The 23,059-nt window shown below is 61.0% G+C and carries 19 protein-coding genes; 6 read left to right on the top strand and 13 right to left on the bottom strand.

Annotation, left to right across the window (positions count from 1 at the left end):
• Positions 1-1,586: dihydroxy-acid dehydratase (ilvD, locus tag D8U18_RS16115; protein WP_131107990.1), on the top strand; the 1,586-nt coding region annotated here is incomplete at its 5' end.
• A 319-nt stretch (positions 1,587-1,905) separates the two neighbouring features.
• Here ilvD and D8U18_RS16110 read toward each other — a convergent pair.
• Entirely contained in the window at positions 1,906-2,961 is a 1,056-nt protein-coding gene (locus D8U18_RS16110) for a haloacid dehalogenase-like hydrolase (protein ID WP_131107989.1), read from the bottom strand.
• 240 nt (positions 2,962-3,201) lie between these two features.
• Between D8U18_RS16110 and D8U18_RS16105 the strand changes: the two genes are divergently transcribed.
• Positions 3,202-4,593 (top strand): L-cystine transporter, encoded by a 1,392-nt coding sequence (locus D8U18_RS16105; protein ID WP_131107988.1) that lies wholly within the window; start codon positions 3,202-3,204, stop codon positions 4,591-4,593.
• Between the two features lie 120 nt (positions 4,594-4,713).
• On the opposite strand, the gene D8U18_RS16100 is transcribed toward D8U18_RS16105, so the two are convergent.
• Complete coding sequence (locus tag D8U18_RS16100) at positions 4,714-5,226, bottom strand: dihydrofolate reductase (protein ID WP_130906059.1); 513 nt, start codon at positions 5,224-5,226, stop codon at positions 4,714-4,716.
• 85 nt (positions 5,227-5,311) lie between these two features.
• Between D8U18_RS16100 and D8U18_RS16095 the strand changes: the two genes are divergently transcribed.
• On the top strand, positions 5,312-6,682 hold the full coding sequence (locus tag D8U18_RS16095) for a DUF2868 domain-containing protein (protein WP_131107987.1): 1,371 nt from the start codon (positions 5,312-5,314) through the stop codon (positions 6,680-6,682).
• The gene (locus D8U18_RS16090; RefSeq protein WP_130907653.1) at positions 6,675-8,051 is read left to right on the top strand and encodes a GTPase/DUF3482 domain-containing protein; all 1,377 of its coding nucleotides are present in this window, start codon (positions 6,675-6,677) and stop codon (positions 8,049-8,051) included. The genes D8U18_RS16095 and D8U18_RS16090 overlap by 8 nt, the downstream gene beginning before the upstream one ends.
• Before the next feature lie 47 nt (positions 8,052-8,098).
• Here the strand turns inward: D8U18_RS16090 and D8U18_RS16085 are convergent, their stop codons facing one another.
• The 7 genes from D8U18_RS16085 to D8U18_RS16050 form a co-directional block, all read right to left on the bottom strand.
• Positions 8,099-8,566, bottom strand: coding sequence for a hypothetical protein (locus D8U18_RS16085; protein WP_236708443.1), 468 nt, complete (start codon positions 8,564-8,566; stop codon positions 8,099-8,101).
• Positions 8,567-8,610: 44 nt separating this feature from the next.
• Positions 8,611-9,177 carry a phosphonate degradation HD-domain oxygenase gene (locus D8U18_RS16080; protein WP_056854016.1) on the bottom strand — a complete coding sequence of 189 codons (567 nt, stop codon included), beginning with the start codon at positions 9,175-9,177 and terminating at the stop codon, positions 8,611-8,613.
• A gap of 341 nt (positions 9,178-9,518) precedes the next feature.
• Entirely contained in the window at positions 9,519-10,544 is a 1,026-nt protein-coding gene (locus D8U18_RS16075) for a putative 2-aminoethylphosphonate ABC transporter substrate-binding protein (protein ID WP_131107986.1), read from the bottom strand.
• A gap of 38 nt (positions 10,545-10,582) precedes the next feature.
• A complete protein-coding gene (locus tag D8U18_RS16070; protein WP_131107985.1) occupies positions 10,583-12,307 on the bottom strand; it encodes a putative 2-aminoethylphosphonate ABC transporter permease subunit in 1,725 nt (574 codons plus the stop codon).
• Entirely contained in the window at positions 12,307-13,383 is a 1,077-nt protein-coding gene (locus D8U18_RS16065; protein ID WP_056854019.1) for a putative 2-aminoethylphosphonate ABC transporter ATP-binding protein, read from the bottom strand. Before D8U18_RS16065 ends, D8U18_RS16070 begins: the two co-directional genes overlap by 1 nt.
• 257 nt (positions 13,384-13,640) lie before the next feature.
• A complete protein-coding gene (locus tag D8U18_RS16055; RefSeq protein ID WP_056854020.1) occupies positions 13,641-14,504 on the bottom strand; it encodes a LysR family transcriptional regulator in 864 nt (287 codons plus the stop codon).
• Between the two features lie 16 nt (positions 14,505-14,520).
• Positions 14,521-16,779 carry a heavy metal translocating P-type ATPase gene (locus tag D8U18_RS16050; protein ID WP_131107984.1) on the bottom strand — a complete coding sequence of 753 codons (2,259 nt, stop codon included), beginning with the start codon at positions 16,777-16,779 and terminating at the stop codon, positions 14,521-14,523.
• 85 nt (positions 16,780-16,864) lie between these two features.
• Here D8U18_RS16050 and cadR point away from each other — a divergent pair, with 85 nt between their 5' ends.
• Positions 16,865-17,314, top strand: coding sequence for a Cd(II)/Pb(II)-responsive transcriptional regulator (cadR, locus tag D8U18_RS16045; RefSeq protein WP_056854022.1), 450 nt, complete (start codon positions 16,865-16,867; stop codon positions 17,312-17,314).
• A 143-nt stretch (positions 17,315-17,457) separates the two neighbouring features.
• Here cadR and D8U18_RS16035 read toward each other — a convergent pair whose 3' ends face one another.
• The 3 genes from D8U18_RS16035 to D8U18_RS16025 all read right to left on the bottom strand — a co-directional run bounded on the left by D8U18_RS16035 (position 17,458) and on the right by D8U18_RS16025 (position 20,143).
• A complete protein-coding gene (locus D8U18_RS16035) occupies positions 17,458-18,429 on the bottom strand; it encodes a thymidylate synthase (protein WP_056854023.1) in 972 nt (323 codons plus the stop codon).
• 48 nt (positions 18,430-18,477) lie between these two features.
• Complete coding sequence (gene lgt, locus D8U18_RS16030) at positions 18,478-19,284, bottom strand: prolipoprotein diacylglyceryl transferase (RefSeq protein WP_056854024.1); 807 nt, start codon at positions 19,282-19,284, stop codon at positions 18,478-18,480.
• Positions 19,285-19,360: 76 nt separating this feature from the next.
• The gene (locus tag D8U18_RS16025) at positions 19,361-20,143 is read right to left on the bottom strand and encodes a sulfite exporter TauE/SafE family protein (RefSeq protein WP_056854025.1); all 783 of its coding nucleotides are present in this window, start codon (positions 20,141-20,143) and stop codon (positions 19,361-19,363) included.
• A gap of 132 nt (positions 20,144-20,275) precedes the next feature.
• Between D8U18_RS16025 and D8U18_RS16020 the strand changes: the two genes are divergently transcribed.
• Complete coding sequence (locus tag D8U18_RS16020; protein ID WP_131107983.1) at positions 20,276-21,022, top strand: NRDE family protein; 747 nt, start codon at positions 20,276-20,278, stop codon at positions 21,020-21,022.
• Between the two features lie 160 nt (positions 21,023-21,182).
• Here the strand turns inward: D8U18_RS16020 and ptsP are convergent.
• The coding region (gene ptsP, locus D8U18_RS16015; protein ID WP_131107982.1) for a phosphoenolpyruvate--protein phosphotransferase at positions 21,183-23,059 on the bottom strand (1,877 nt) is incomplete at its 5' end.

Raw genomic sequence — 23,059 nt, 5'->3', positions numbered from 1 at the left:
GCCACGACGGCATGCTGTATTCGCTGCCGAGCCGCGAGATCATCGCCGACTCCGTTGAGTACATGGTCAACGCCCACTGCGCCGACGCCATTGTCTGCATCTCCAACTGCGACAAGATCACCCCTGGCATGCTGATGGCGTCCCTGCGCCTGAACATTCCGGTGATCTTCGTCTCCGGCGGCCCGATGGAAGCCGGCAAGACCAAACTCGCCTCCCACGGCCTCGACCTGGTCGATGCCATGGTGATCGCCGCCGACTCCAGCGCTTCTGACGAGAAAGTCGCCGAGTACGAGCGCAGCGCCTGCCCGACCTGCGGTTCGTGCTCCGGCATGTTCACCGCCAACTCGATGAACTGCCTGGTCGAAGCCCTGGGCCTGGCATTGCCGGGCAACGGTTCGACCCTGGCCACCCACAGCGACCGCGAGCAGTTGTTCCTGCAAGCTGGCCGCACCATCGTCGAGCTGTGCAAGCGTTACTACGGCGAGAACGATGAGTCGGTGTTGCCCCGCAACATCGCCAACTTCAAGGCGTTCGAAAACGCCATGACCCTGGACATCGCCATGGGCGGTTCCACCAACACCATCCTGCACTTGCTGGCCGCGGCGCAGGAGGCCGAGATCGATTTCGACCTGCGCGACATCGACCGCCTTTCCCGTCACGTGCCGCAGCTGTGCAAGGTTGCGCCGAACATCCAGAAGTACCACATGGAAGACGTGCACCGTGCCGGCGGGATCTTCAGCATCCTCGGCTCCCTGGCCCGTGGCGGCCTGCTGCACACCGATCTGCCGACCGTGCACAGCAAGAGCATGGCCGAGGCCATCGCCAAGTGGGACATCACCCAGACCACCGACGAGGCCGTGCATCACTTCTTCAAGGCCGGCCCGGCGGGTATCCCGACGCAAACCGCGTTCAGTCAGTCGACCCGCTGGGAAACCCTGGACGACGACCGTGAAAACGGCTGCATCCGCAGTGTCGAGCACGCGTATTCGAAAGAAGGCGGCCTGGCCGTGCTGTACGGCAACATCGCGCTGGATGGCTGCGTGGTGAAAACCGCTGGCGTCGACGAGTCGATCCACGTGTTCGAAGGCAACGCCAAGATCTTTGAAAGCCAGGACAGCGCCGTGCGCGGCATCCTCGCCGACGAAGTGAAGGAAGGCGACATCGTCATCATTCGCTACGAAGGCCCGAAAGGCGGCCCGGGCATGCAGGAAATGCTCTACCCGACGTCGTACCTGAAATCCAAAGGCCTGGGCAAAGCCTGCGCCCTGCTCACCGACGGCCGTTTCTCCGGCGGTACGTCCGGCCTGTCCATCGGCCACGCTTCGCCTGAAGCGGCTGCCGGCGGCGCCATCGGCCTGGTGCAGGATGGCGACAAGGTGCTGATCGACATTCCAAACCGCTCGATCAACCTGTTGGTCAGCGACGAAGAACTGGCTGCGCGCCGGGTCGAGCAGGACAAGAAAGGCTGGAAACCAGTGGAAAAACGTCCACGCAAGGTGACCACCGCACTGAAAGCCTACGCCCTGCTGGCCACCAGCGCCGACAAGGGTGCAGTGCGCAACAAGGCAATGCTCGACGGGCTGTAAGGCTTAACCGTCGAACATGAAAATGCCCCGCCAACGTGCGGGGCATTTTTTTGACCACAATTGATCGTTCCCACGCTCCCGCGTGGGACTGTCTAAAAGGACGCTCCGCGTCCCGACGCGGAGCGTCACTGGCTGCATTCCCACGCAGAGCGTGGGAACGATCAACACTGTACCCGTGGCGAGGGAGCTCGTCGGATCGCCGCACCGTCCTGCTGGGCTGCGCAGCAGCCCTTTTTAGGGCCGCTTCGCGCCCCAGCGGGAGCAAGCTCCCTCGCCACAGGATGCTAACGTTCTCTCATCACAGGTAAGCCAAACGGTCTTACTGAATCTCTTGCGGGGTGACGATCACCCAGTTCTTGTCCGCCGTCACCGGCAACCCTTCCTTGGCCTGGGCCGCAGCGTTTTTTGCCATCATGCCCTGGATCTGGGTCATGTATTTGTCTTTGCGGTTGACCCACAAATGTATCCCGCCCTTGGCCACATCGACGCTGTGGAACAGCATGAAACCATCGCTGGTCGGTGTATCGCCGCCCACCAGCACCGGTTTTTTCCATTCATCGATATAGGTCAGGATTGCCGCCTGCTTACCCGCCATCCAGGTCGCCGGGGTCCACAGGTACGGAGTCAGTTCGAGACCAAGATTCGCCTTTTCATCATATTTGCCGGCGGTGATCTGTTTGCGAGCAGTGGTCAGTTCGCCGGTCTTGGGATCCTTGAGCAGCAGCGACACACCGATCACGTTTTGCGGTTTGACGTTGTAGCCATATTTCGGATCGGCCGCGACCATGCGCACCAATTCTTCGGAGGCGGCGGTCATCACGTAGACCTCGATGCCGTTCTCCATCAGCTTGTTGTACAGCTCTTGCTGGCCAGTGAAAATTTTCGGCGGATTGACGTCGAGTTTCTTGACCACATCGCCTTCGTAATACGTCGCCGGTACCGGTTTGCCGGACGCCATCATTTCGTCGACGTAGCCCTTGAGCTCCTCAAGCGTGAAACCCGAGAACACCTGGGCGACCCATGGATAACAAACCATGTCGTCGAGTTCGCAGAGGCGGTAGTAGTAGCTGAACAGGCTTTCCTGGTGGTCGGCGGTGTCCTTGAACGGCATCAGCTTCAGGGAGGGATCGAGTTTGTCGCGGGTGATCAGGCCCTTGTTCTCCATGAACGGCAGCAACGACTCTTCGAGGTCGTAGCGGTAACTGGTGTTGTCCATGTCGAACACCGCGTAGTTACCCTTGTTGGCGTTGGCCACAATCATGGCGTCCAGTGCCTTGGCCTGATCGGCGGGCCAGTGCTTCAGATCCGTCGCAAATACCTGGCCGGCAAGACCTGCACACAGCGCGGCTGCCAGAAATTTCGATGCAAACTTCATTGGCGTCACTCCCTGAATGAAAGACATCGACGCTAACAAATAAGTGTGACGGTCCTCGTCTGCCAGCGACCGCTAGCGTACCCATCGCGTCAGCTGCATCTCCGAGAACGACACACGCTTATTCCAAAAACGACAGTTTCAAGACGTTTTTGGTATTAATTCTTTAGAATTCAAGCTGTTAGGCTTCCCGGTTCGCAGCTGCCCCGGAAGGCAGTTGGCACATGTCTAATGGGAGTTCCAATGAATCTGCCGCTGATTCTCAACCTGCTGGTGTTCCTCGCCCTGCTCTTTGGCCTGGCACAAACCCGCCACACGCCGTGGAGCCTGGCAAAAAAAGTCCTGCTCGCGCTGGTGCTGGGTGTGGTGTTCGGTGTCGCGCTGCATACCGTTTATGGCGCCGGCAACCCGGTGCTGAAAGCCTCGATCGGCTGGTTCGATCTGGTGGGCAACGGTTACGTGCAATTGCTGCAGATGATCGTGATCCCGTTGGTGTTCGCCTCGATCCTCAGCGCCGTGGCTCGTCTGCACAACGCTTCATCGCTGGGCAAGATCAGCTTCATGACCATCGGCACGCTGCTGTTCACCACCGCCATCGCGGCACTGATCGGTATCGGCATGACCAACCTGTTCGGTCTGACCGCCGAAGGTCTGGTGGCCGGCACCCAGGAAATGGCCCGCCTGCAAACCATTCAGTCCGACTACGCGGGCAAGGTTGCCGACCTGAATGTGCCGCAGCTGTTGCTGTCGTTCATTCCGCAAAACCCGTTCGCCGACCTGGCGCGCGCCAAGCCGACCTCAATCATCAGCGTAGTGATTTTCGCTGCGTTCCTTGGAGTCGCAGCGCTGCAACTGCTCAAGGATGATGTCGAAAAAGGTCAGAAAGTGATCAACGCCATCGACACCCTGCAAGCCTGGGTGATGCGTCTGGTGCGCCTGGTGATGAAACTGACGCCCTACGGCGTGCTGGCACTGATGACCAAAGTGGTGGCCGGTTCCAACTTGCAGGACATCATCAAGCTCGGCAGTTTTGTCGTGGTTTCCTACATTGGCCTTGGTCTGATGTTTGTGGTTCACGGCGTGCTGGTGTCGGCTGCCGGGATCAATCCGCTGCGCTTCTTCCGCAAGATCTGGCCGGTGCTGACGTTTGCCTTCACCAGCCGTTCCAGCGCAGCGACGATCCCGTTGAGTATCGAAGCACAGACCAGCCGCCTGGGCATTCCACAATCGATCGCCAGTTTCGCCGCTTCGTTCGGCGCGACCATCGGCCAGAACGGCTGCGCCGGTCTGTACCCGGCGATGTTGGCGGTGATGGTGGCGCCGACCGTAGGCATCAACCCGCTCGATCCGCTGTGGATCGCAACACTGGTGGCGATTGTGACGCTGAGTTCGGCCGGTGTGGCGGGCGTGGGTGGCGGTGCGACGTTCGCCGCGCTGATCGTGTTGCCGGCGATGGGCTTGCCGGTGTCACTGGTGGCGTTGCTGATTTCGGTCGAGCCGCTGATTGATATGGGGCGCACGGCGTTGAACGTCAGTGGTTCGATGACGGCCGGTGCGATAACCAGCCAGATGATGCAGCAGACCGATAAACGAGTGCTGGATGCGGATGAGCATTCGGAGCTGGCGCACGCTTAAATTTTTCAGCGCCTGATCTGGCCCCATCGCTGGCAAGCCAGCTCCCACAGGGATCTATGGTGTTCACGCAACAAGTGATTCACCTTGGACACTGTGGGAGCTGGCTTGCCAGCGATGCTTTCAAACCTTTTCCCAGACTTCGAAGTTGTACGCTGGCTTACCCTCTACTGCCGGGTTTTCAACGTTGGAAACCAGTGTCCATTCCTTCACATCAAACTCCGGAAACCACGCATCCCCTTCCGGGCTCAGCGCCACGCGCGTCAGGTACAACCGATCGGCCTGCGCCAACCCTTGGGCATACAACTGCGCACCGCCGATCAGCATCAACTCATCGACGCCCTGCTCCTTCGCCCATTCCTCGGCGCGAACCACTGCGGACTCCAGCGATGGATACACCTCGGCGCCTTCGAGCACCAGGTCCGCCTGACGGCTGACCACGATGTTCAAGCGGCCCGGCAACGGGCGACCCAGAGAATCCCAGGTCTTTCGCCCCATGATGATCGGTTTGCCGAGGGTCGTGGCCTTGAAGTATTTGAAGTCCCCCGGCAAGTGCCAGGGCATGCTGTTGTCGACGCCGATCACACGGTTTTCACCGAGGGCTGCGATCAGGCTGAGGGGAAGTGATTTAGTCATGTCGGCGAGGATACCAGAGCCTCGCTTTCGCCGATAAGCGCCACAACGGTTATGCTCACAGCTCATTTGAGCGACGGGATGCCGCGTGACTGAACTGAATAACCTCTGGCTGACAGAAACCATCCGCCTGCGTGAAGAACACGCCGGCCCCCTGGAAGATCTGGAAGCCAACCGACTGGCCCGCAGCGCCGGGGGCGATTTGCCGTCGCGTATTCAACGCCGCGCCCTGTGGCTGGCGGACCGCGATGGCTTGAGTGCTGCGCTCAAGCACTGGCTGCAAGGTGCGCGACTGGCGTTGATCGTCCTGGCGCTGCTGGCCGTGGTCACCGGCGCAAGCCTGGCCTTCGCCGCGATGGGCGACGGCCTGCACCCGGTGAATGTGTTCTGGGCCTTGGGCAGCCTGCTCGGGCTCAATCTGATTCTGCTGCTGAGCTGGGCCTTGGGCCTGGCGTTTGCCGGCGAACACGGCGCCAGCCTCGGGCGATTGTGGCTGTGGCTGAGCGAAAAACTCGCCCGGGATGCCAAAGCCGCGCAGCTGGCACCAGCCCTGCTGTTGTTGTTGCAACGCCGCAAGCTCAACCGCTGGGCCGTTGGTGTGCTGGTCAATGGCTTGTGGTTGCTGGCGATGCTCAGCGCGCTGGTGATCCTGCTGACGTTGATGGCGACCCGACGCTACGGTTTCGTCTGGGAAACCACCATCCTCAGCGCCGACACGTTTATTGCCGTGACCCAGGCTCTCGGCGCGCTGCCGGCCCTGCTCGGCTTCAGCGTGCCCACCGAGGAAATGATCCGCGCCAGTGGCGACGCCGCACTCAACATCGAAAGTGCCCGGCAAGCCTGGGCCGCGTGGCTGGTAGGCGTATTGCTGGTGTACGGCGTGATACCGCGAATGTTGCTGGCGCTGTTTTGCCTGTGGCGCTGGAAAACCGGTCAAGCGATGTTGCGCCTGGATTTGAACCTGCCCGGCTACGCGCAGCTACGCGAGCGACTGATGCCCACCAGCGAACGTCTGGGCATCAGCGATGCGGCGCCTGAGCAACTGCATCGGGTCGAGAGCGGCGTCAGTGAACAGCAAAGCGACGGTGCGCTGTTGGTCGCCATCGAACTGGACAACGAGCGCCCCTGGCCGCCGCAACTGCCGAACAACGTGAGCAACGCCGGGATTCTCGACAGCCGCGAATCCCGGCACAAACTGCTCGAACAACTCAGTCGCTTCCCTCCGGCGCGCCTGGCCATCGCCTGCGATCCACGGCGTTCGCCGGATCGCGGCAGCCTGGCGCTGATCGCCGAACTGGCTCGCAACGCCAGCGCCACCCGCGTCTGGTTGCTGCAAGCGCCGCACGGAGAAGCGCTGGATGCCGAACGCCTTGGCGACTGGCATACGGCGCTGCAACAGCTAGAGCTGCCGTTCGCCGATTGCGCACCGTTGAACTGGCTGGAGACGGGTCATGACTGAAGCACGCAAGCAGCCCCTGAAACTTGCAGTCGTCGGCCACACCAACGTCGGCAAAACCTCGCTGTTGCGCACCCTCACCCGCGATGTCGGTTTCGGTGAAGTGTCCCACCGTCCCAGCACCACACGGCATGTCGAAGGCGCGCGATTGTCGGTGGACGGCGAACCGCTGCTCGATCTCTACGACACACCCGGCCTGGAAGATGCCATCGCCCTGCTCGACTACCTTGAACGTCTCGAGCGACCTGGTGAACGGTTGGACGGTCCGGCCCGCCTGGCGCGCTTCCTCGATGGCAGCGAAGCCCGGCAGCGTTTTGAACAAGAGGCCAAGGTCTTGCGCCAGTTATTGGCCTCCGATGCCGGTCTCTATGTGATCGATGCTCGGGAACCGGTGCTGGCCAAGTATCGCGATGAGCTGGAAGTGCTGGCCGGTTGCGGCAAACCGTTGCTGCCGGTGTTGAATTTCGTCAGCAGCGCCAACCATCGCGAACCGGCGTGGCGTGAAGCGCTGGCGCGGTTGGGATTGCACGCACTGGTGCGCTTCGACAGCGTCGCACCGCCAGAGGATGGCGAGCGCCGACTCTATGAAAGCCTCGCCCTGCTGCTCGAAGCCGCGCGGCCGCAACTGGAACGCTTGATCGCCGACCAGCAAGCCCAACGCCGGGCGCGCGAGCAAAGTGCGACGCGGCTGATTGCCGAATTATTGATCGATTGCGCGGCATGCCGGCGCAGCGTGGTCAGTGATGCCGAACAGGAACAGCAAGCCATCGGCGAACTGCGTAAAGCGGTGCGCCAGCGCGAGCAACGCTGCGTCGAGTCCCTGCTCAAGCTTTATGCCTTCCGCCCGCAGGACGCCGCTGCCAGCGATTTGCCGCTGCTCGATGGCCGCTGGGGCGATGACCTGTTCAACCCCGAAACCCTCAAGCAATTGGGTGTGCGGGTCGGTGGCGGCATCGCCGCAGGTGCCGCCGCCGGAGCGGGCGTCGACCTGCTGGTCGGCGGCATCACCCTCGGCGCCGCCGCGCTGGCCGGCGCCATCGCCGGCGGCGCCCTGCAAACCGCGCGCAGCTATGGCAGCCGCTTGCTGGGCAAGCTCAAGGGCCAGCGTGAGCTGACGGTCGATGACAACGTGTTGCGACTGTTGGCCCTGCGGCAACGACAACTGCTGCAAGCACTCAATGCCCGCGGACATGCGGCGATGGACAGCATCCAGGTGGCAACGCCTCAGGACAAGACCTGGCGCGAGGGCAAACTGCCCGAGGCGCTGAACAAAGCAAGGGCGCATCCGCAATGGTCGTCACTCAATGCGCATGCGAAGTTGAATCAGGCGGAGCGGCAGGAGCAGGTTGAGGTGTTGGCGCAACAGCTTTAGCGGCCGGGAAAATTATGGTGTCTGGAGTGACGCGTTTTTAACATTGATCACTGCCAACCCAGCTTCAGGTATTCCCGCACCAACGCATTGACCCGAGTCCGATCCGTACGATTGGCACGGCCGTCGTTGTCCACATCAGTGCACAGCACAATCTCGAAAGCTCCATCGTTGTCGAGGTCATGAACAGCAGCCTTGTAGACGATGTTGGGGCCTTCATGGAAATGCAGCCGCACCGATTCCGGCGTTGCATTGCCGGTCGGGCTCAGCGAAAACATGCGCAGATGCCGTTCCTCACCCTCACCGGTGTTGAACCATCTGCACTTGAAGTAATGAGAGCCAAAGTTTTTCAGCCGCAGAACTTCATTGTCCGAGGCTTCACGCAGCCATTGTTCATCTTCAAAAAACAGCAACCGCAGCGTATCTGCGTCCCCGTTTCCACTTCGATCCTGTGCAATCACTTTCAAATAACGCATACATGTTCTTCCTTGTGAAAGGCTCAGCTTGAGCGCTGCCAACAAGGTGAACCATGCATGTTCTTCTCAATCAGTCGTCAGATTGCTCAGCAAATCTCGCGGGACAAAACCGCGACCGCCTTGCGCTTCAACACGCCCAGGTCCATCACCGGCACATGCATCTGTTTCGCCATTTCATCCCAATGGCGCATGCGCAAGCTCACGGCGCACAACGGGTCCTGCTCGAATGCATCGGCTTCGGTTTCAGTCATCACCCCACCCTGATATCCCAGGGTCCGGCGACTGGCTTCGCTCAAGCGCTCGTAGTACCCGGGCTCCCTCAATGTCAGATATCGCTTGGCCTGGACGTGATACTCCACCAGCCGTGCCATGCGCTCACTGAAGCCCGCCCGACGCAAATAGTCAGCGCCCAGCCGCTCATGGCTGACCACACCGAAGCCGTCCATGTTCTCGGTGCTTTCGCCGCAAATATGCCCGATGTCATGGAAGAACGCGGCGAGCACCACTTCATCATCGAAACCTTCGGCCATCGCCAGCTCGGCGGCCTGGGACATGTGCTCGATCTGCGACACCGGCTCGCCGATGTAATCGTCGGTGCCGAAGCGTTCGTACAGCCCGAATACCTCAGTAATCACCTGCTCGTTGCGGCCCATCGGAAATTCCCCCATCAGTGAAGTTTGTGGTGAAGGGTAGACCGCTATCGCTGCGATGCGGCGACCCGACAAGCCAGCTCCCACAGGGTTCACGGTGGGGCTTGCCAGCGATGGCAGCCTGACAACCGACCCATCTCTTTTGGATGTACCCAATCCAATGGTAGGAGCGAGCCTGCTCGCGATGGCGGCTTCACTTCAACAGGTGTGTTGACTGTTCTACCGCTATCGCGAGCAGGCTCACTCCTACAGGGGATCTTCAGTGGTTGGAAATCCCGATCACACCGGGAACCACTGTGGGAGCTGGCTTGCCAGCGATGAGGCCCTGTCAGCCGATGAAGATCTTACTTGGCCGCCACTTTCTCCGACTTGCCGTCATAGCGCTTGCGCCATTCACTCAGGATCTGGTCGCGGTTTTTCGAAGCCCAGGCAAAGTCATTCTTGATCAGGCGCTGTTCGTAGTCGGCTGGCAATTCGGTTTGCGGCTTGGCAATGCCCGGCTGCGCAAGCACCGCGAAGTTCTCCTTGTAGAGCTCCATTGCCTCAGGGCTTGCCGAGAAGTCAGCGAGTTTTTTCGCCGCTTCTTCGTGGGCAGTGCCTTTGATTACCGCCGTCGCTTCGATCTCCCAGCCCAGGCCTTCTTTCGGCAGGATGATGTCCAGCGGTGCGCCCTGGCGCTTCAACTGAACAGCCGGGTATTCGAAGGAAATACCAATCGGAAACTCACCCGCCGCCGCCAGTTTGCAAGGCTTGGAACCGGAGTGAACGTACTGGCCGATGTTCTGGTGCAGGCCGTCCATGTACGCCCAGCCCTGCTTCTCGCCGAAGGTTTGCAGCCAAGCGCTGACGTCGAGGAAACCGGTGCCGGACGACGCCGGGTTTGGCATGACGATCTTGCCTTTGTACTCAGGCTTGGTCAGGTCCTGCCAGCTCACCGGTTTGCTCAGCCCCTGCTTCTCGGCCTCGACAGTGTTGAAGCAAATGGTCGCGGCCCAGACGTCCATGCCGACCCAGGCTGGCGGGTTGGCGGCGTCGCGGTAGTTGGCGCCGATCTTGCGCAGGTCTTTCGGCGCGTAGCTTTGCAGCATACCTTGCTGATCGAGGATCGCCAGGCTTGAAGCGGCCAGGCCCCAGACGGCGTCGGCCTGCGGGCGGTCTTTTTCTGCCAGCAGCTTGGCGGTGATGATCCCGGTGGAGTCACGCACCCACTTGATCTCGACGTCCGGGTTGGCTTTTTCGAAGGCTTGCTTATAAGTCTTCAGTTGTTCGGCTTCGAGGGCGGTGTACACCGTCAACTCGGTTTTCGCCGCAAAGGCGTTCAGGCTGAAAGCGGTGAGGACAGCAGCGGCCAGGGCCATAGGCTTGAACATGATCTTTTCCTGTTTTTGAGTTGAGGGGTTGTATGGTTTCAATGGCCGGACGCGGTCTGCCGCCAGGCCTGTGAGCGGCGCAGCAAACCGCGCGAAGCCCAGGCCAGCAGCAGGGAAACGCCCGCCGAAGTGAACAGAATCAGGGTCGACATCGCCGCCGCGCCGCCGACGTTGCCGGCGTCGTCCATGTTCAGTACCGCCACTGCCGCGAGAATGGTGTCGGGGCTGTAGAGGAAGATCGCCGCCGAGACGGTGGTCATGGCCGAGACGAACAGGTAGCGCACGATGTCCAGCAGCGCCGGCAGACAAATCGGCACGGTCACGCGCCAGTAGTGGCGGTACAGCGGTGCCTTGAGCGACAGCGCGGCAGCTTCGAACTCGCCATCGAGTTGGCGCAGCGCGGTGGTGGCGGTCATTTGCGCAGTGGTCAAATAGTGAGCAATGGTGCAAACCACCAGCAAGGTCATGGTCCCGTAGAGCACATGCAGCGGGTTGCCGGTGAGGTTGAAGAAGAAGACGTAACCCAATCCTAGTACCAGACCCGGCACCGCCATCGGTACGAAACTGAGCATGCGCAGTGTCATATTCAAGCCGCGCTGGCCTTTGGTTTTTTCCATCAGATAGGCGCCGGTGAAGATCAGGACGCTACCGATCAGCGCGGTACACAAAGCCATCTTCACGCTGTTGCCGTACGCCAGCCAGCCACCGCCCGCGGTGTCATTGAACTGGTAATGGTTGAGCGACAGCGACAGGTTGTAAGGCCAGAATTTCACCAGCGAAGAGAACACCGCCATGCCGAACACCAGCAGCAATGTGGCGCAGATCAGCAGCACGACGGCCAGATAGCAGCTGTCGCGCAGCGTCGACGGCAAAGGCTTGAATACTTGGGCGCGACCGCTCATTGAATCGCCATGACGCCGACGCAACCAGGCATCGACCGCGAAGCTGAACAGCGCCGGCAGCAACAGGACCATGCCGATCAGCGCACCGCGACCGAATTGCTGTTGGCCAACCACGGCTTTGTAGGCTTCCAGCGCCAGTACCTGATAGTCGCCACCGACCACCACGGGCACACCGAAGTCGGTGATGGTCAGGGTGAACACCAGGCAGAACGCGGCGAAAACCGCCTGACGCGTCGCCGGCCAGGTGATGCTGCGAAACGCCTTTGCGGGACCGGCGCCCATGCTGGAAGCCGCATCGAACAGTCGCGCATCCGCCAGGGACAAGGCCGACAGCAGGATCATCAATGCGTGTGGGAAGGTGTAGATCACCTCACCCAGAACGATGCCCCAGAAGCCATAGATGTTGTCCGAGAGCAGGCCGCGCAACATACCCTGATTGCCGAACAGGTAAACAAGGGCGATGCCGGGCAACATCGAAGGCGCCATCAATGGCAGCAAAGAGATGCCGCGCCAGAGGCCTTTACCGGGAATCAATGTGCGTTGCAGCGCGTAGGCAAAGAGGTAGGCCAGCGGTACGACGATGGAGGCGACGCTGAGGGAAACCTTCAGGCTGTTACCGAGCAACCAGTGGAAGTTGTCGCTGGTCACCAGTTCTTGCGCAGCGAGCCAGCCACCGCCCTGCCCGGCCTCCGCGCTGAAACCACGCCAGAAGATCGCCAGCAACGGCATCAACACCGCAACGCCGAGCAACCCCAACAAGAGGACCTTGCCGCCAACCACGAAGACGCGGTCGCCCAGCTCGGCACGGGGAATCTGCCGAACCTGCTTGTGGGGCAGCGGCAGCGCGATGTTCACGCTCATCAGGCAAACACCTGCAGGCTGCGCGGCGGCAAGGCAACCATGATCTGCTGCGCGCCAAGACGTGGCATGGCTTCCGGTGCCAGCTCAGCCAACAAAGCGTGGCCCGGCAGGTGATCGAGTTCGAAGCTCATGCGGCAGCGGTTGCCAAGGAAGGTGATTTCGCGAACCTTGGCCGGGAACAGGTTTTCCTCGTGTACCAGCGGGTTGACGTTGATCGCTTCCGGGCGGCAGAACAAACGCCCCGACGTAGTCTTGGCGCTGTCATCGGCCAGACGCAAGTTCATCGCGCCAACCCGAGCGTGGCTGTCACTGCTGCGCTGAAACGGCAGCCAGTTGCCCTGACCGACGAACTCCGCCACGAACGGCGTGGCCGGGCGGTTGTAGATTTCCTGCGGCGTGGCGTACTGCTCGACCTTGCCGTTGTTCATCACGGCGATACGGTCGGCCATCAGCATGGCCTCGTCCTGATTGTGGGTCACCATCAGGGTGGTGATGCCGAGGCTGCGTTGCAGTTGGCGCAGCTCAGTGCACAGGTGCTCACGGACCCGGGCGTCGAGGGCCGACATCGGTTCGTCGAGCAGCAACAACGAAGGTGCCGGGGCCAGGGCGCGGGCCAGGGCGACGCGTTGCTGCTGGCCGCCGGACAATTGCCCCGGATATTTTTTCTCGCTGCCGCTCAGGCCGACCAGCTCCAGCATCTGCCCGACGCGCTGCCGCACTTGATCGCGGCCGCTGCCGGTCAGGCCGTAGGCAATGTTCGCTTCGACGGTGAGATTGGGGAACAGTGCGTAGGACTGGAACAGAATGCCGTAGTCCCGCGCTTGAGGTGCCAGGTGGGAAACGTCACGCTCGCCGAGATACAACTCGCCGCTGTCCTGCTTTTCCAGACCGGCAATGCAACGCAACAGGGTGGTTTTGCCGCAACCCGAAGGACCGAGCAGGCACACCAGCTCGCCTGCCGCCACGTCGAGAGACACGTTGTCCAGCGCGGTGAACGCACCAAAGCGTTTCTGTACGCCGCGCACCTTCATCGGTACGCCGGGGTTGGTCAGGGCAGTGGCGATCAAATTGTTCATGGACGGACCTCATCTGGCAGATGAAAGCCATCCTAGGGTTGCAATGAGTCCGTCATATGGCAGCCAGGCAAAAACTGCCGATAGTGGTATTCGGGAATTTGGGGTTATTGGACAAGGACTAACTTGTGCCGATCGTTCCCACGCTCTGCGTGGGAATGCCTCAACGGACGCTCCGCGTTCGGCTTCTGGGACGCGGAGCGTCCCGGGCTGCATTCCCACGCGGAGCGTGGGAACGATCATCACAGGCAATCGAGCTCTCAGGCCGGGGCCATTTCCTGCGCCAACCCCAGGAACGCCGCCGGCAGCCGTGCGTTTTTCCGCTCCTTGAGGCAGTACAGATACTCCGGCAACAACGGTGCATTCTCGATGGTCAGCACCCGCAGCTGCGGATCGTGCGGCACTTCCTGCCGGGCAATCAGGCTGATGCCGATGTTGCGCAGCACCGCTTCGCGAATCGACTCGCGACTGCCAATCTCCAGCAACGGCCCGACACTCACCCCGGCGCCAGCCAGCAATTCTTCGGTCATACGGCGGGTGGTCGAACCCGTTTCGCGCATCAACAATGTATGCCCCGCCAGTGCACTGAGCGGTACGTGATCATGTGCCGCCAGCGGGTGATTTCGATGCACCGCCAGCACCAGCGGATCGCTGCCGAGCACCCGGCGAATCAGCCGTGCATCGTCGAGCAACTGCGAGGACGCCGCGACATCGACGCGGTAGTCCTCCAGCGCTTCGAGCACCTGCTGGGAATTGCCGATTTCCACCGACACCTCCACCTGTGGCAGACGCTCGCGGAAAGTCTTCACCAGATCGAGGATGTAATACGGCGCCGTCGCGGCAATGCGCAGCGTGCCCTGCACCTGACCGCAATTGCGCAGGAAGAACTCGATGTCGGCTTCCTGCTGCATCAGCGCCTTGACCATCGGCAACAACCGCGCGCCCTCCTCGCTGACGCTCAGGCGCCGGCCGCCACGGTAGAACAACTCGACCGAATACTGACTTTCGAGATTGCGAATCTGCGTCGTCACCGTGGGCTGACTCAAACCGAGCTTTTTCGCGGCCTGGGTGATACTGCCCAGTCGGGCCACCATGTAAAACGCCTTCAGCTCGGCACTCAGCACAACCCGTCCTCATCCTTTATTTGCGCAGCAGGCGCAACCCGTTGAACACCACCAGTAAACTGACGCCCATGTCGGCGAAAACCGCCATCCACATGGTAGCGAGCCCGGCGAAGGTTACCCCAAGAAAGATCGCCTTGATCACCAATGCCAGGGCAATATTCTGCTTGAGAATGCTCGACGTCTGGCGCGACAGCTGAATGAATGCCGGGATTTTGCGCAGATCGTCGTCCATCAGGGCGACATCAGCGGTCTCGATAGCGGTATCGGTGCCTGCGGCGGCCATGGCGAAACCGATTTCGGAACGGGCCAGGGCCGGCGCATCGTTGATGCCATCACCCACCATCCCGACGTGATGCCCCTTCGCATACAGCGCTTCAATCGCCTGTAACTTGTCGGTGGGCAACAGATCGCCCCTGGCCTCGTCGATACCGACTTGCGCTGCGATCGCCTGCGCGGTGTGCACGTTATCGCCGGTGAGCATCAAGGTCTTGATGCCCAACTCATGCAACTGGCGGATCGCTTCGCGGCTGGATTCCTTCACCGTGTCAGCCACGGCGAACAGCGCCAATGGGCCGGACTGATCGAGCAGCAGCACCACCGACTTGCCCTGTTTCTCGAGGGCGGACAGTTTCTCTTCCAGCGCAGGAGAACACAGGCCGAGGTCTTCAACCAGACGATGGTTGCCCAAATGGTACAGCTGGCCATTGATTTCGCCGCGCACCCCGCGCCCGCCCAGTGCTTCGAAGTTATCCACAACAAGTGGGGCCAATTGTTTATCCACAGCCGCGTTGGCGATCGCCAGCGATACCGGGTGATCCGAACGGCCGGCCAGCGCCGCGGCAATCGCCGGCGCCGATGCATCGGCGGTGGGGTCCAGCGACAGGTAATCGGTTTGTACCGGTTTGCCATGGGTGATGGTGCCGGTCTTGTCCAAAGCAAGGTAGTCGAGCTTGTAGCCGCCCTCCAGGTAAACCCCGCCTTTCACCAGAATACCTTTGCGGGCCGCGGCAGCGAGACCGCTGACGATGGTCACCGGTGTGGAGATCACCAGGGCACAAGGGCAAGCGACGACCAACAACACCAGGGCGCGGTAGATCCAGTCGAACCACAGCGCATTCATGAACAGTGGAGGAATGACTGCGACCGCCAACGCCAGGATGAACACCGCCGGCGTATAGATTTTCGAGAACGTATCGACGAAGCGCTGGGTCGGCGCCCGTGCGCCCTGGGCCTGCTCGACAGCGTGGATGATTCGCGCCAGGGTCGAGTTGTTTGCTGCCGCCGTCACGGCGTATTCCAGGGAACCGGCCTGGTTGATGGTGCCGGCGAACACTTTGTCGCCAATGGTTTTTTCCACGGGCAGGCTTTCACCGGTAATCGGCGCCTGATCAATGCTCGAGTTACCCGCGAGCACTTCGCCATCCAGCGCGATGCGCTCACCGGGACGCACCCGTACCCGGGCACCGAGATCGATAGCCTTCACATCCTGCGTGACCCAAGTGCCGTCAGCCTGCAACACCGTCGCTTGTTCCGGCGTCATCTGCATCAAGCCACTGATGGCATTGCGCGCGCGGTCGAGGGATTTGGCTTCGATCAACTCCGCCACGGTGAACAGGAACATCACCATGGCCGCTTCCGGCCATTGCCCGATAAGGATTGCACCCGTCACCGCGATGCTCATCAACGCGTTGATGTTCAGGTTGAAGTTCTTCAGGGCGATCCAGCCCTTTTTATAGGTGCCCAGGCCGCCGCTGAGGATCGAGATCAGGGCAATGACCGCCACCACCCAGTTCGGAGCGGCGGCGGTGAAGTGGATGACTTCCGCCACCAATGCGCCAACGCCGGACAATGCCAGCGGCCACCAGGACTTCTTCTCGGGTGCCGACGCCGGCGCTTCGGCGCCTTGCTCCAGGGGCTCGGCGTGCATGCCGAGGGCTTTGATGGCGTCGACAATCGGCGCAGTGCTGGCCAGATTATGGGTGACGCCCAGCACCCGGTTGATCAAATTGAACTCCAGCTGCTGCACGCCGGTCAGTTTTCCCAGCTTATTTTGAATCAGCGATTGCTCGGTCGGGCAATCCATGGCCTCAATACGGAAACTACTCAGCCGCGCATCGGCACTTGGCGCTTCGGTCAACGGAATCAGCGTGGGCTCGCTTGCTTTCGGTGCGCAACAGGATTCACCATGGCCGCCATGTAAATGTTTGGCCACGGGCTTAAGCTTGCTGCTGCAGCAAGTGTCTTCGGGTTTGTGGCTGTGCAGGGAATCGCTCATGGGTCGTGTCCATAAAAGTACCTGTTGCCAAGTAAAGACCCTGTAGCCACTATAGGGTCAAGCACCCTTTTTGGAGATCCTCGTCATGAAGATCGGAGAGTTGGCGAAACTCACGGATTGCGCCGTGGAAACGATCCGCTATTACGAGCGCGAAAACCTGCTGCCGGAACCGGCCCGCAGCGACGGCAACTACCGCGTCTACACTCAGGCCCACGCCGAGCGCCTGACCTTCATCCGTAATTGCCGCACTCTCGACATGACCCTCGAAGAGATCCGCAGCCTGCTGGCCTTTCGTGACAGTCCGCAGGACCAGTGCGAAAGCGTCAACGCGCTGATCGACGAGCATATCCACCACGTGAAGGCACGGATCGACGGTTTGCTGGCGTTGCAGGCGCAACTGCTCGACCTGCGTCAACGTTGTGGCGAAGGGCCGGAGGTCGATCAATGCGGGATCTTGCAGCGATTGGAAGTCAGTGGCGGGGTCGTGGCGACGGAAGTGGAACACTCCCACGTGGGCCGCAGTCACGGCCATTGAGGACGCCTTCGCGCTGATCGTTCCCACGCTCTGCGTGGGAATGCCGCCATGGACGCTCCGCGTCCACTGTGACGCAGAGCGTCACGGGATGCGTTCCCACGCAGAGCGTGGGAACAATCAACGACGATCAAGCCGTGCCTGAATCAGACCGCCATCGGCGCGGTCATTGGCGCGTGGTGCTCGTAGCCTTCCAGCGAAAAATCGCTCGGTTCCACCAGCTCCAGCCACTCCGGCTGATACACACCGGTCTTGGCAAATTCCGGCACACGATCACTGATCACCAGTTTCGGCATCGGGAACGGCTCGCGCTTGAGCTGTTCGTTGAGCATGTCCAGGTGATTTTCGTAGACGTGGGCATCACCGATGAAATAGGTGAACCAACGCGGCGTATAGCCGGTCAGGCGGCCGATCAGGCTCAGCAGCGCGGCACCTTCGGTGAGGTTGAACGGTGTGCCCAGGCCCAGGTCGTTGGAGCGGATGTAGAGGGTCAGAGAAATCTCTTTGGTCTCGACATTCGGGTGGAACTGGTAAAGCAGGTGGCACGGCGGCAACGCCATTTCATCCAGCTGGGCGCAATTCCAGCCGTGGAACAGAATCCGGCGGCTGCCCGGGTCCTTGATGATGGTGTCGATGCACTGACGAACCTGATCGATGGCTTTGTACAGCACCACGTAGGCCTGGCCATTCTCTTCACCTTCGGCGATCTGGCGGTAACCCTGGCTCAGGGTCTGCTCGATCGCGGCAGGATTGCTGAGCGGGATCTGCTTGTACGCCGGCCATTTACGCCATTGCACGCCATAAATTTCACCAAGATCGTCTTCACCCTGACGGAACGGGTTGGCCAGCCACTGGGCGTTTTCGTTGGCATTCTGATCCCAGACCTTGCAGCCCAAGGCACGGAATTCAGCGGCGTTGTTCACCCCGCGCAGAAAACCGCACATCTCGCCAATGGCGGATTTGAATGCCATCTTGCGCGTGGTGATCGCCGGGAAGCCTTCCTGCAAGTCATAACGCAGCATGGCACCCGGAAAACTGATGGTGTTCACGCCGGTACGGTTGGCCTGTTTGGTGCCGTTCTTGATGACGTGGGCGACCAGTTCGAGATATTGCTTCATGAATTACCTGTGTCCTTGAAGCCGGGGCCGAAGCCCCGGCATTCGAATTTATACCGCTGCTGCTGGTGTCGCCGGGGCGCGGTGATACGCCAGCCAGATCAGGAACAGCCCGCCGAGGATCATCGGCACGCACAGCACCTGCCCCATGGTCAGCCAGTTCCAGGCCAGATAGCCCAGTTGCGCGTCCGGCACGCGGACGAATTCGACGATGAAACGGAAGATCCCGTAGAACAGCGCGAACATGCCCGATACCGCCATGGTCGGCCGCGGCTTGCGCGAGAACAGCCACAGGATCAGGAACAGTGCCACGCCTTCGAGTGCGAACTGGTACAGCTGCGACGGGTGGCGCGCCAGTTGCGCCGGGTCGGTCGGGAAGACCATGGCCCACGGAACGTCGGTCGCCTTGCCCCACAACTCGGCGTTGATGAAGTTGCCGATGCGCCCGGCACCCAGACCAATCGGCACCATCGGCGCAACGAAGTCCATCAACTGGAAGAACGACTTGTTGTTCTTTTTACCGAACCACAACGCCGCCAGCATCACGCCGATGAAACCACCGTGGAACGACATGCCGCCCTTCCACACTTCGAAGATCAGCGTCGGGTTGGCCAGATAGGCGCCCAGATCGTAGAACAGCACATAACCCAGGCGCCCGCCGACAATCACCCCCATCGACATCCAGAACACCATGTCGGAGAGTTTTTCCTTGGTCCAGGTCGGGTCGAAGCGGTTCAACCGGCGCGACGCCAGCCACCAGGCGCCACCGATGCCGATCAGGTACATCAGACCGTACCAATGAATTTTCAGCGGACCGATGGCCAGGGCCACCGGGTCGATCTGCGGGTAAGGCAGCATTGCGACTCCTCATGAGTTCAAATCAATTCCCGGGCGACGCTGCCACCTCAGGATTAAGCCAGGATTGTGCCGGACGTCAGAGCAGGAAACTCAAACCAACGCAGAACAGCAAAGCGGCAAACAGTCTTTTCAGCAACTTCGGCGACAGCCTGTGGGCCAGTCGCGCGCCGAGACGGGCGAAGACCATGCTGGTCAGGGCAATACCCAACAGCGCCGGTAAATAAATAAAACCCAGACTATGAGCCGGTAACAGCGGATCGTGCCAGCCCAGAATCATGAAACTTAATGCACTTGCCAAAGCGATTGGCAGGCCACAGGCCGACGACGTGGCAACGGCTTGCTGCATCGGCACGCTGCGCCAGGTCAAAAACGGCACGGTCAATGAGCCGCCGCCAATGCCGAAAATCGCCGAGGCCCAACCGATCACGCTACCGGCCACGGTCAGACCGAGTTTACCCGGCACCGTTCGGCTGGCCTTGGGTTTGACGTCCAGCGCCAGTTGCGCGGCAATCACCAGGGCAAAAACACCGATGATTTTTTGCAGGTTGGGTCCGGAGATCGCTTCGGCGGTCAGCGCGCCGAAACCGGCGCCGATCAGGATGCCGACGGTCATCCAGACGAAAATTGGCCAGCGCACGGCCCCGCGGCGGTGATGCTCACGCACCGCATTCACCGAGGTGAAGATGATCGTCGCCAGCGAAGTCCCCACGGCGAGGTGGGTCAGAATCGATGCGTCGAATCCCTGCAAGGTAAAACTGAACACCAGCACCGGGACAATGATGATGCCACCGCCCACGCCGAACAATCCGGCCAACACCCCGGCACAGGCGCCGAGCGCCAGATAGAGCAGAAATTCCATGTCGCTTCCCCACCCAACCCCAAAACCGGAGCGGCATGGTAACGGATGCATGGCATCGGGCTCCACTGGATGGCGATGGATACCCGCACGTCGACTGCGTAGAGTGGGCAAAAAACACACAAGGATCACCTTATGTGCCTGATTGTTTTTGCCTGGCGGCCGGACCATGCCCAGCCGCTTATCGTGGCGGCCAACCGCGACGAATTCTACGCCCGTCCCAGCCTGCCGCTGGCGCAATGGCCTGAAGCGCCTCATGTCTACGCCGGCCGCGACCTGGAGGCTGGCGGCACGTGGCTCGGTGTTGGCGCCAACGGCCGCTTTGCGGCGCTGACCAATATTCGTGATCCGCATCGGCCACCGGGGCGCAAATCCCGGGGTGAGCTGGTGGCGGGATTTCTCAGCGGCGACGTTTCGATTGATGACTATTTGACCGACGTTGTCGCACGTTCGCCGGAATATGGCGGGTTCAACCTGCTGGTCGGCAACAAAAATGAACTGTGGCACTTCAATGCCCGGGCAACGGAAGCCGTGATGCTGCCGCCTGGGGTTTATGGTCTGTCGAATGCCGGGCTGGATACACCGTGGCCGAAATTGCTTCGGGCCAAGGCAGCGCTGAGTCAAGTGCTGGACGAGCCACAACCGGAGGCACTGCTGGCGCTATTGAACGATGCGCAGACCGCTCCGTTTAACGAATTGCCGGATACCGGGGTCGGATTGGCGACCGAGACGTTGTTGTCGAGCGTGTTTATTGCCAGCCAGAGTTATGGAACACGGGCGAGTACGGCGCTGATCGTGCAGGCGGATGGGTCGCGGCATGTGGTCGAAAGGAGTTTCGGGCCATTTGGCGGGCATCTGGGGGAGGTAGAGGTCAGGGTTTGAAGCTCGGGCGATTAATTGTGGCGAGGGAGCTTGCTCCCGCTGGAGTGCGAAGCGCTCCCGATCCGGCCAATGCGTTCTTTCAGAAAAATCGCATCGGCCGGATTACGACAGCTTCGCAGCCGAACGGGAGCAAGCTCCCTCGCCACAGGCCATCAACCTTTTAGAGGGCTTTGACCGCCGCCGGATTGATCATCCGCGCCAACCCGAGGTTCTTCAGCGCCAGTTGCAATGAACTGTGGATAACTTGCGGGTTATCGATGGTCATCAGTTCGGCGAGCAATTCCTTGGCCTTGCTCAGGTTGATCTGACGCAGCATCCACTTCACCTTCGGCAGGTTGGTGGCGTTCATCGACAGGCTGTCGAAACCCATCGCCATCAACAGCACCGCCGCCGCCGGATCACCGGCCATCTCGCCGCAGATACTCACCGTCTTGCCTTCGGCATGGGCGTCACGCACCACGTTTTGCAGGGCTTGCAGCACGGCCGGGTGCAAGTAGTCGTAGAGATCGGCGACCCGCGGGTTGTTGCGGTCCACGGCCAACAGGTACTGAGTCAGGTCGTTGGAACCGACCGACAGAAAGTCCACCTGCCGCGCCAATTCCCGGGTCTGGTACACCGCCGCCGGAATTTCGATCATCACCCCCACCGGCGGCATCGGCACGTCGGTGCCTTCGTCGCGCACTTCACCCCAGGCCCGGTGGATCAGGTGCAGGGCTTCTTCGAGTTCGTGGGTACCGGAGATCATCGGCAGCAGAATGCGCAGGTTGTTCAAGCCTTCACTGGCCTTGAGCATGGCGCGGGTCTGCACCAGGAAGATTTCCGGGTGATCGAGGGTGACGCGAATTCCGCGCCAGCCGAGGAACGGGTTGTCTTCCTTGATCGGGAAGTACGACAGCGCCTTGTCACCGCCAATGTCCAGGCTGCGCATGGTCACCGGTTGCGGATGGAACGCGGCGAGTTGCTCGCGATAGATCGCCAGTTGTTCCTTTTCGCTGGGGAAGCGCTGGTTGATCATGAACGGCACTTCGGTGCGGTACAAGCCAACGCCTTCGGCACCGCGTTTCTGTGCGCGCGCCACGTCCGCCAACAGGCCGGTGTTGACCCACAACGGCATGCGATGACCATCGACCGTGACGCACGGCAAATCACGCAATGCATCGAGGCCCAGGGCCAGCTGTTTCTCTTCCTCCACCACTTCGGCGAACTGCTTGCGCAGCACGTCGCTGGGGTTGGTGTAGACCTCGCCGCGGTGACCGTCGACGATCATGCCGATGCCGTCGACCTTGGAATACGGCAGGTCGACCAGGCCCATCACCGTCGGAATGCCCATGGCCCGAGCAAGAATCGCGACGTGGGAGTTGCCCGAACCGAGTACCGATACCAGACCCACCAATTTGTCTTCAGGCACCTCGCCGAGCATTGCCGGCGTCAGTTCCTCGCTGACCAGAATGGTGTTGTCGGGGTAGACCAGGGTTTGCTGGCGCTCTTCCTGCAAATAGGCGAGCAGGCGGCGACCAAGGTCCTTGACGTCCGATGCGCGCTCACGCAGGTAGGCATCGTCCATCAGTTCGAAGCGGTTGACGTGATCGGTGACCACCTGACGCAAGGCGCCCTGGGCCCACTGACCGGTCTTGATCACCGTGGTGACTTCGCTGCCCAGCGCGGCATCGTCGAGCATCATCAGGTAGACGTCGAACAACGCTCGCTCTTCCGGGCGCAACTGCGTGGCCAGCTTGGCTGACAAGGCGCGCATGTCGGCGCGCACGCCTTCGATGGCGGTCTTGAACAGCCCGAGTTCAGCTTCGATATCGGTGATGGTCTTGTCGGGCACCACGTCCAGGTCGGCCGGTGGCAACATGACCACCGCCGTACCGACCGCCGCCCCCGGCGAACCCGGGACGCCGACGAACTTGGCTTCCTGGATGCCCTTGCCCTGACGGCCCAGGCCACGGATCGAACCGGTCGCCTCGGCGTGAGCGATAACGCCGGCAAGCTGCGCGCTCATGGTCACGAGGAAGGCTTCTTCACCTTCGTCGA

Source organism: Pseudomonas sp. Sample_10, assembly GCF_004321495.1.
Taxonomy (GTDB): Bacteria; Pseudomonadota; Gammaproteobacteria; order Pseudomonadales; family Pseudomonadaceae; genus Aquipseudomonas.
Note: the sequence above shows the minus strand (reverse complement) of the source record. Positions and strands in the feature narration are given on the sequence as shown.

Excerpts from the sequence above, each read along its gene's own strand:
- D8U18_RS16050 (WP_131107984.1), bottom strand. The coding sequence starts at position 16,779 with ATGAGCGATTCCCTGCACAGCCACAAACCCGAAGACACTTGCTGCAGC.
- D8U18_RS16100 (WP_130906059.1), bottom strand. The coding sequence starts at position 5,226 with ATGACTAAATCACTTCCCCTCAGCCTGATCGCAGCCCTCGGTGAAAAC.
- D8U18_RS16110 (WP_131107989.1), bottom strand. The coding sequence starts at position 2,961 with ATGAAGTTTGCATCGAAATTTCTGGCAGCCGCGCTGTGTGCAGGTCTT.
- D8U18_RS16020 (WP_131107983.1), top strand. The coding sequence starts at position 20,276 with ATGTGCCTGATTGTTTTTGCCTGGCGGCCGGACCATGCCCAGCCGCTT.
- lgt (WP_056854024.1), bottom strand. The coding sequence starts at position 19,284 with ATGCTGCCTTACCCGCAGATCGACCCGGTGGCCCTGGCCATCGGTCCG.
- D8U18_RS16075 (WP_131107986.1), bottom strand. The coding sequence starts at position 10,544 with ATGTTCAAGCCTATGGCCCTGGCCGCTGCTGTCCTCACCGCTTTCAGC.
- D8U18_RS16070 (WP_131107985.1), bottom strand. The coding sequence starts at position 12,307 with ATGAGCGTGAACATCGCGCTGCCGCTGCCCCACAAGCAGGTTCGGCAG.
- cadR (WP_056854022.1), top strand. The coding sequence starts at position 16,865 with ATGAAGATCGGAGAGTTGGCGAAACTCACGGATTGCGCCGTGGAAACG.
- D8U18_RS16090 (WP_130907653.1), top strand. The coding sequence starts at position 6,675 with ATGACTGAAGCACGCAAGCAGCCCCTGAAACTTGCAGTCGTCGGCCAC.
- D8U18_RS16065 (WP_056854019.1), bottom strand. The coding sequence starts at position 13,383 with ATGAACAATTTGATCGCCACTGCCCTGACCAACCCCGGCGTACCGATG.
- D8U18_RS16105 (WP_131107988.1), top strand. The coding sequence starts at position 3,202 with ATGAATCTGCCGCTGATTCTCAACCTGCTGGTGTTCCTCGCCCTGCTC.
- D8U18_RS16025 (WP_056854025.1), bottom strand. The coding sequence starts at position 20,143 with ATGGAATTTCTGCTCTATCTGGCGCTCGGCGCCTGTGCCGGGGTGTTG.
- D8U18_RS16035 (WP_056854023.1), bottom strand. The coding sequence starts at position 18,429 with ATGAAGCAATATCTCGAACTGGTCGCCCACGTCATCAAGAACGGCACC.
- D8U18_RS16080 (WP_056854016.1), bottom strand. The coding sequence starts at position 9,177 with ATGGGCCGCAACGAGCAGGTGATTACTGAGGTATTCGGGCTGTACGAA.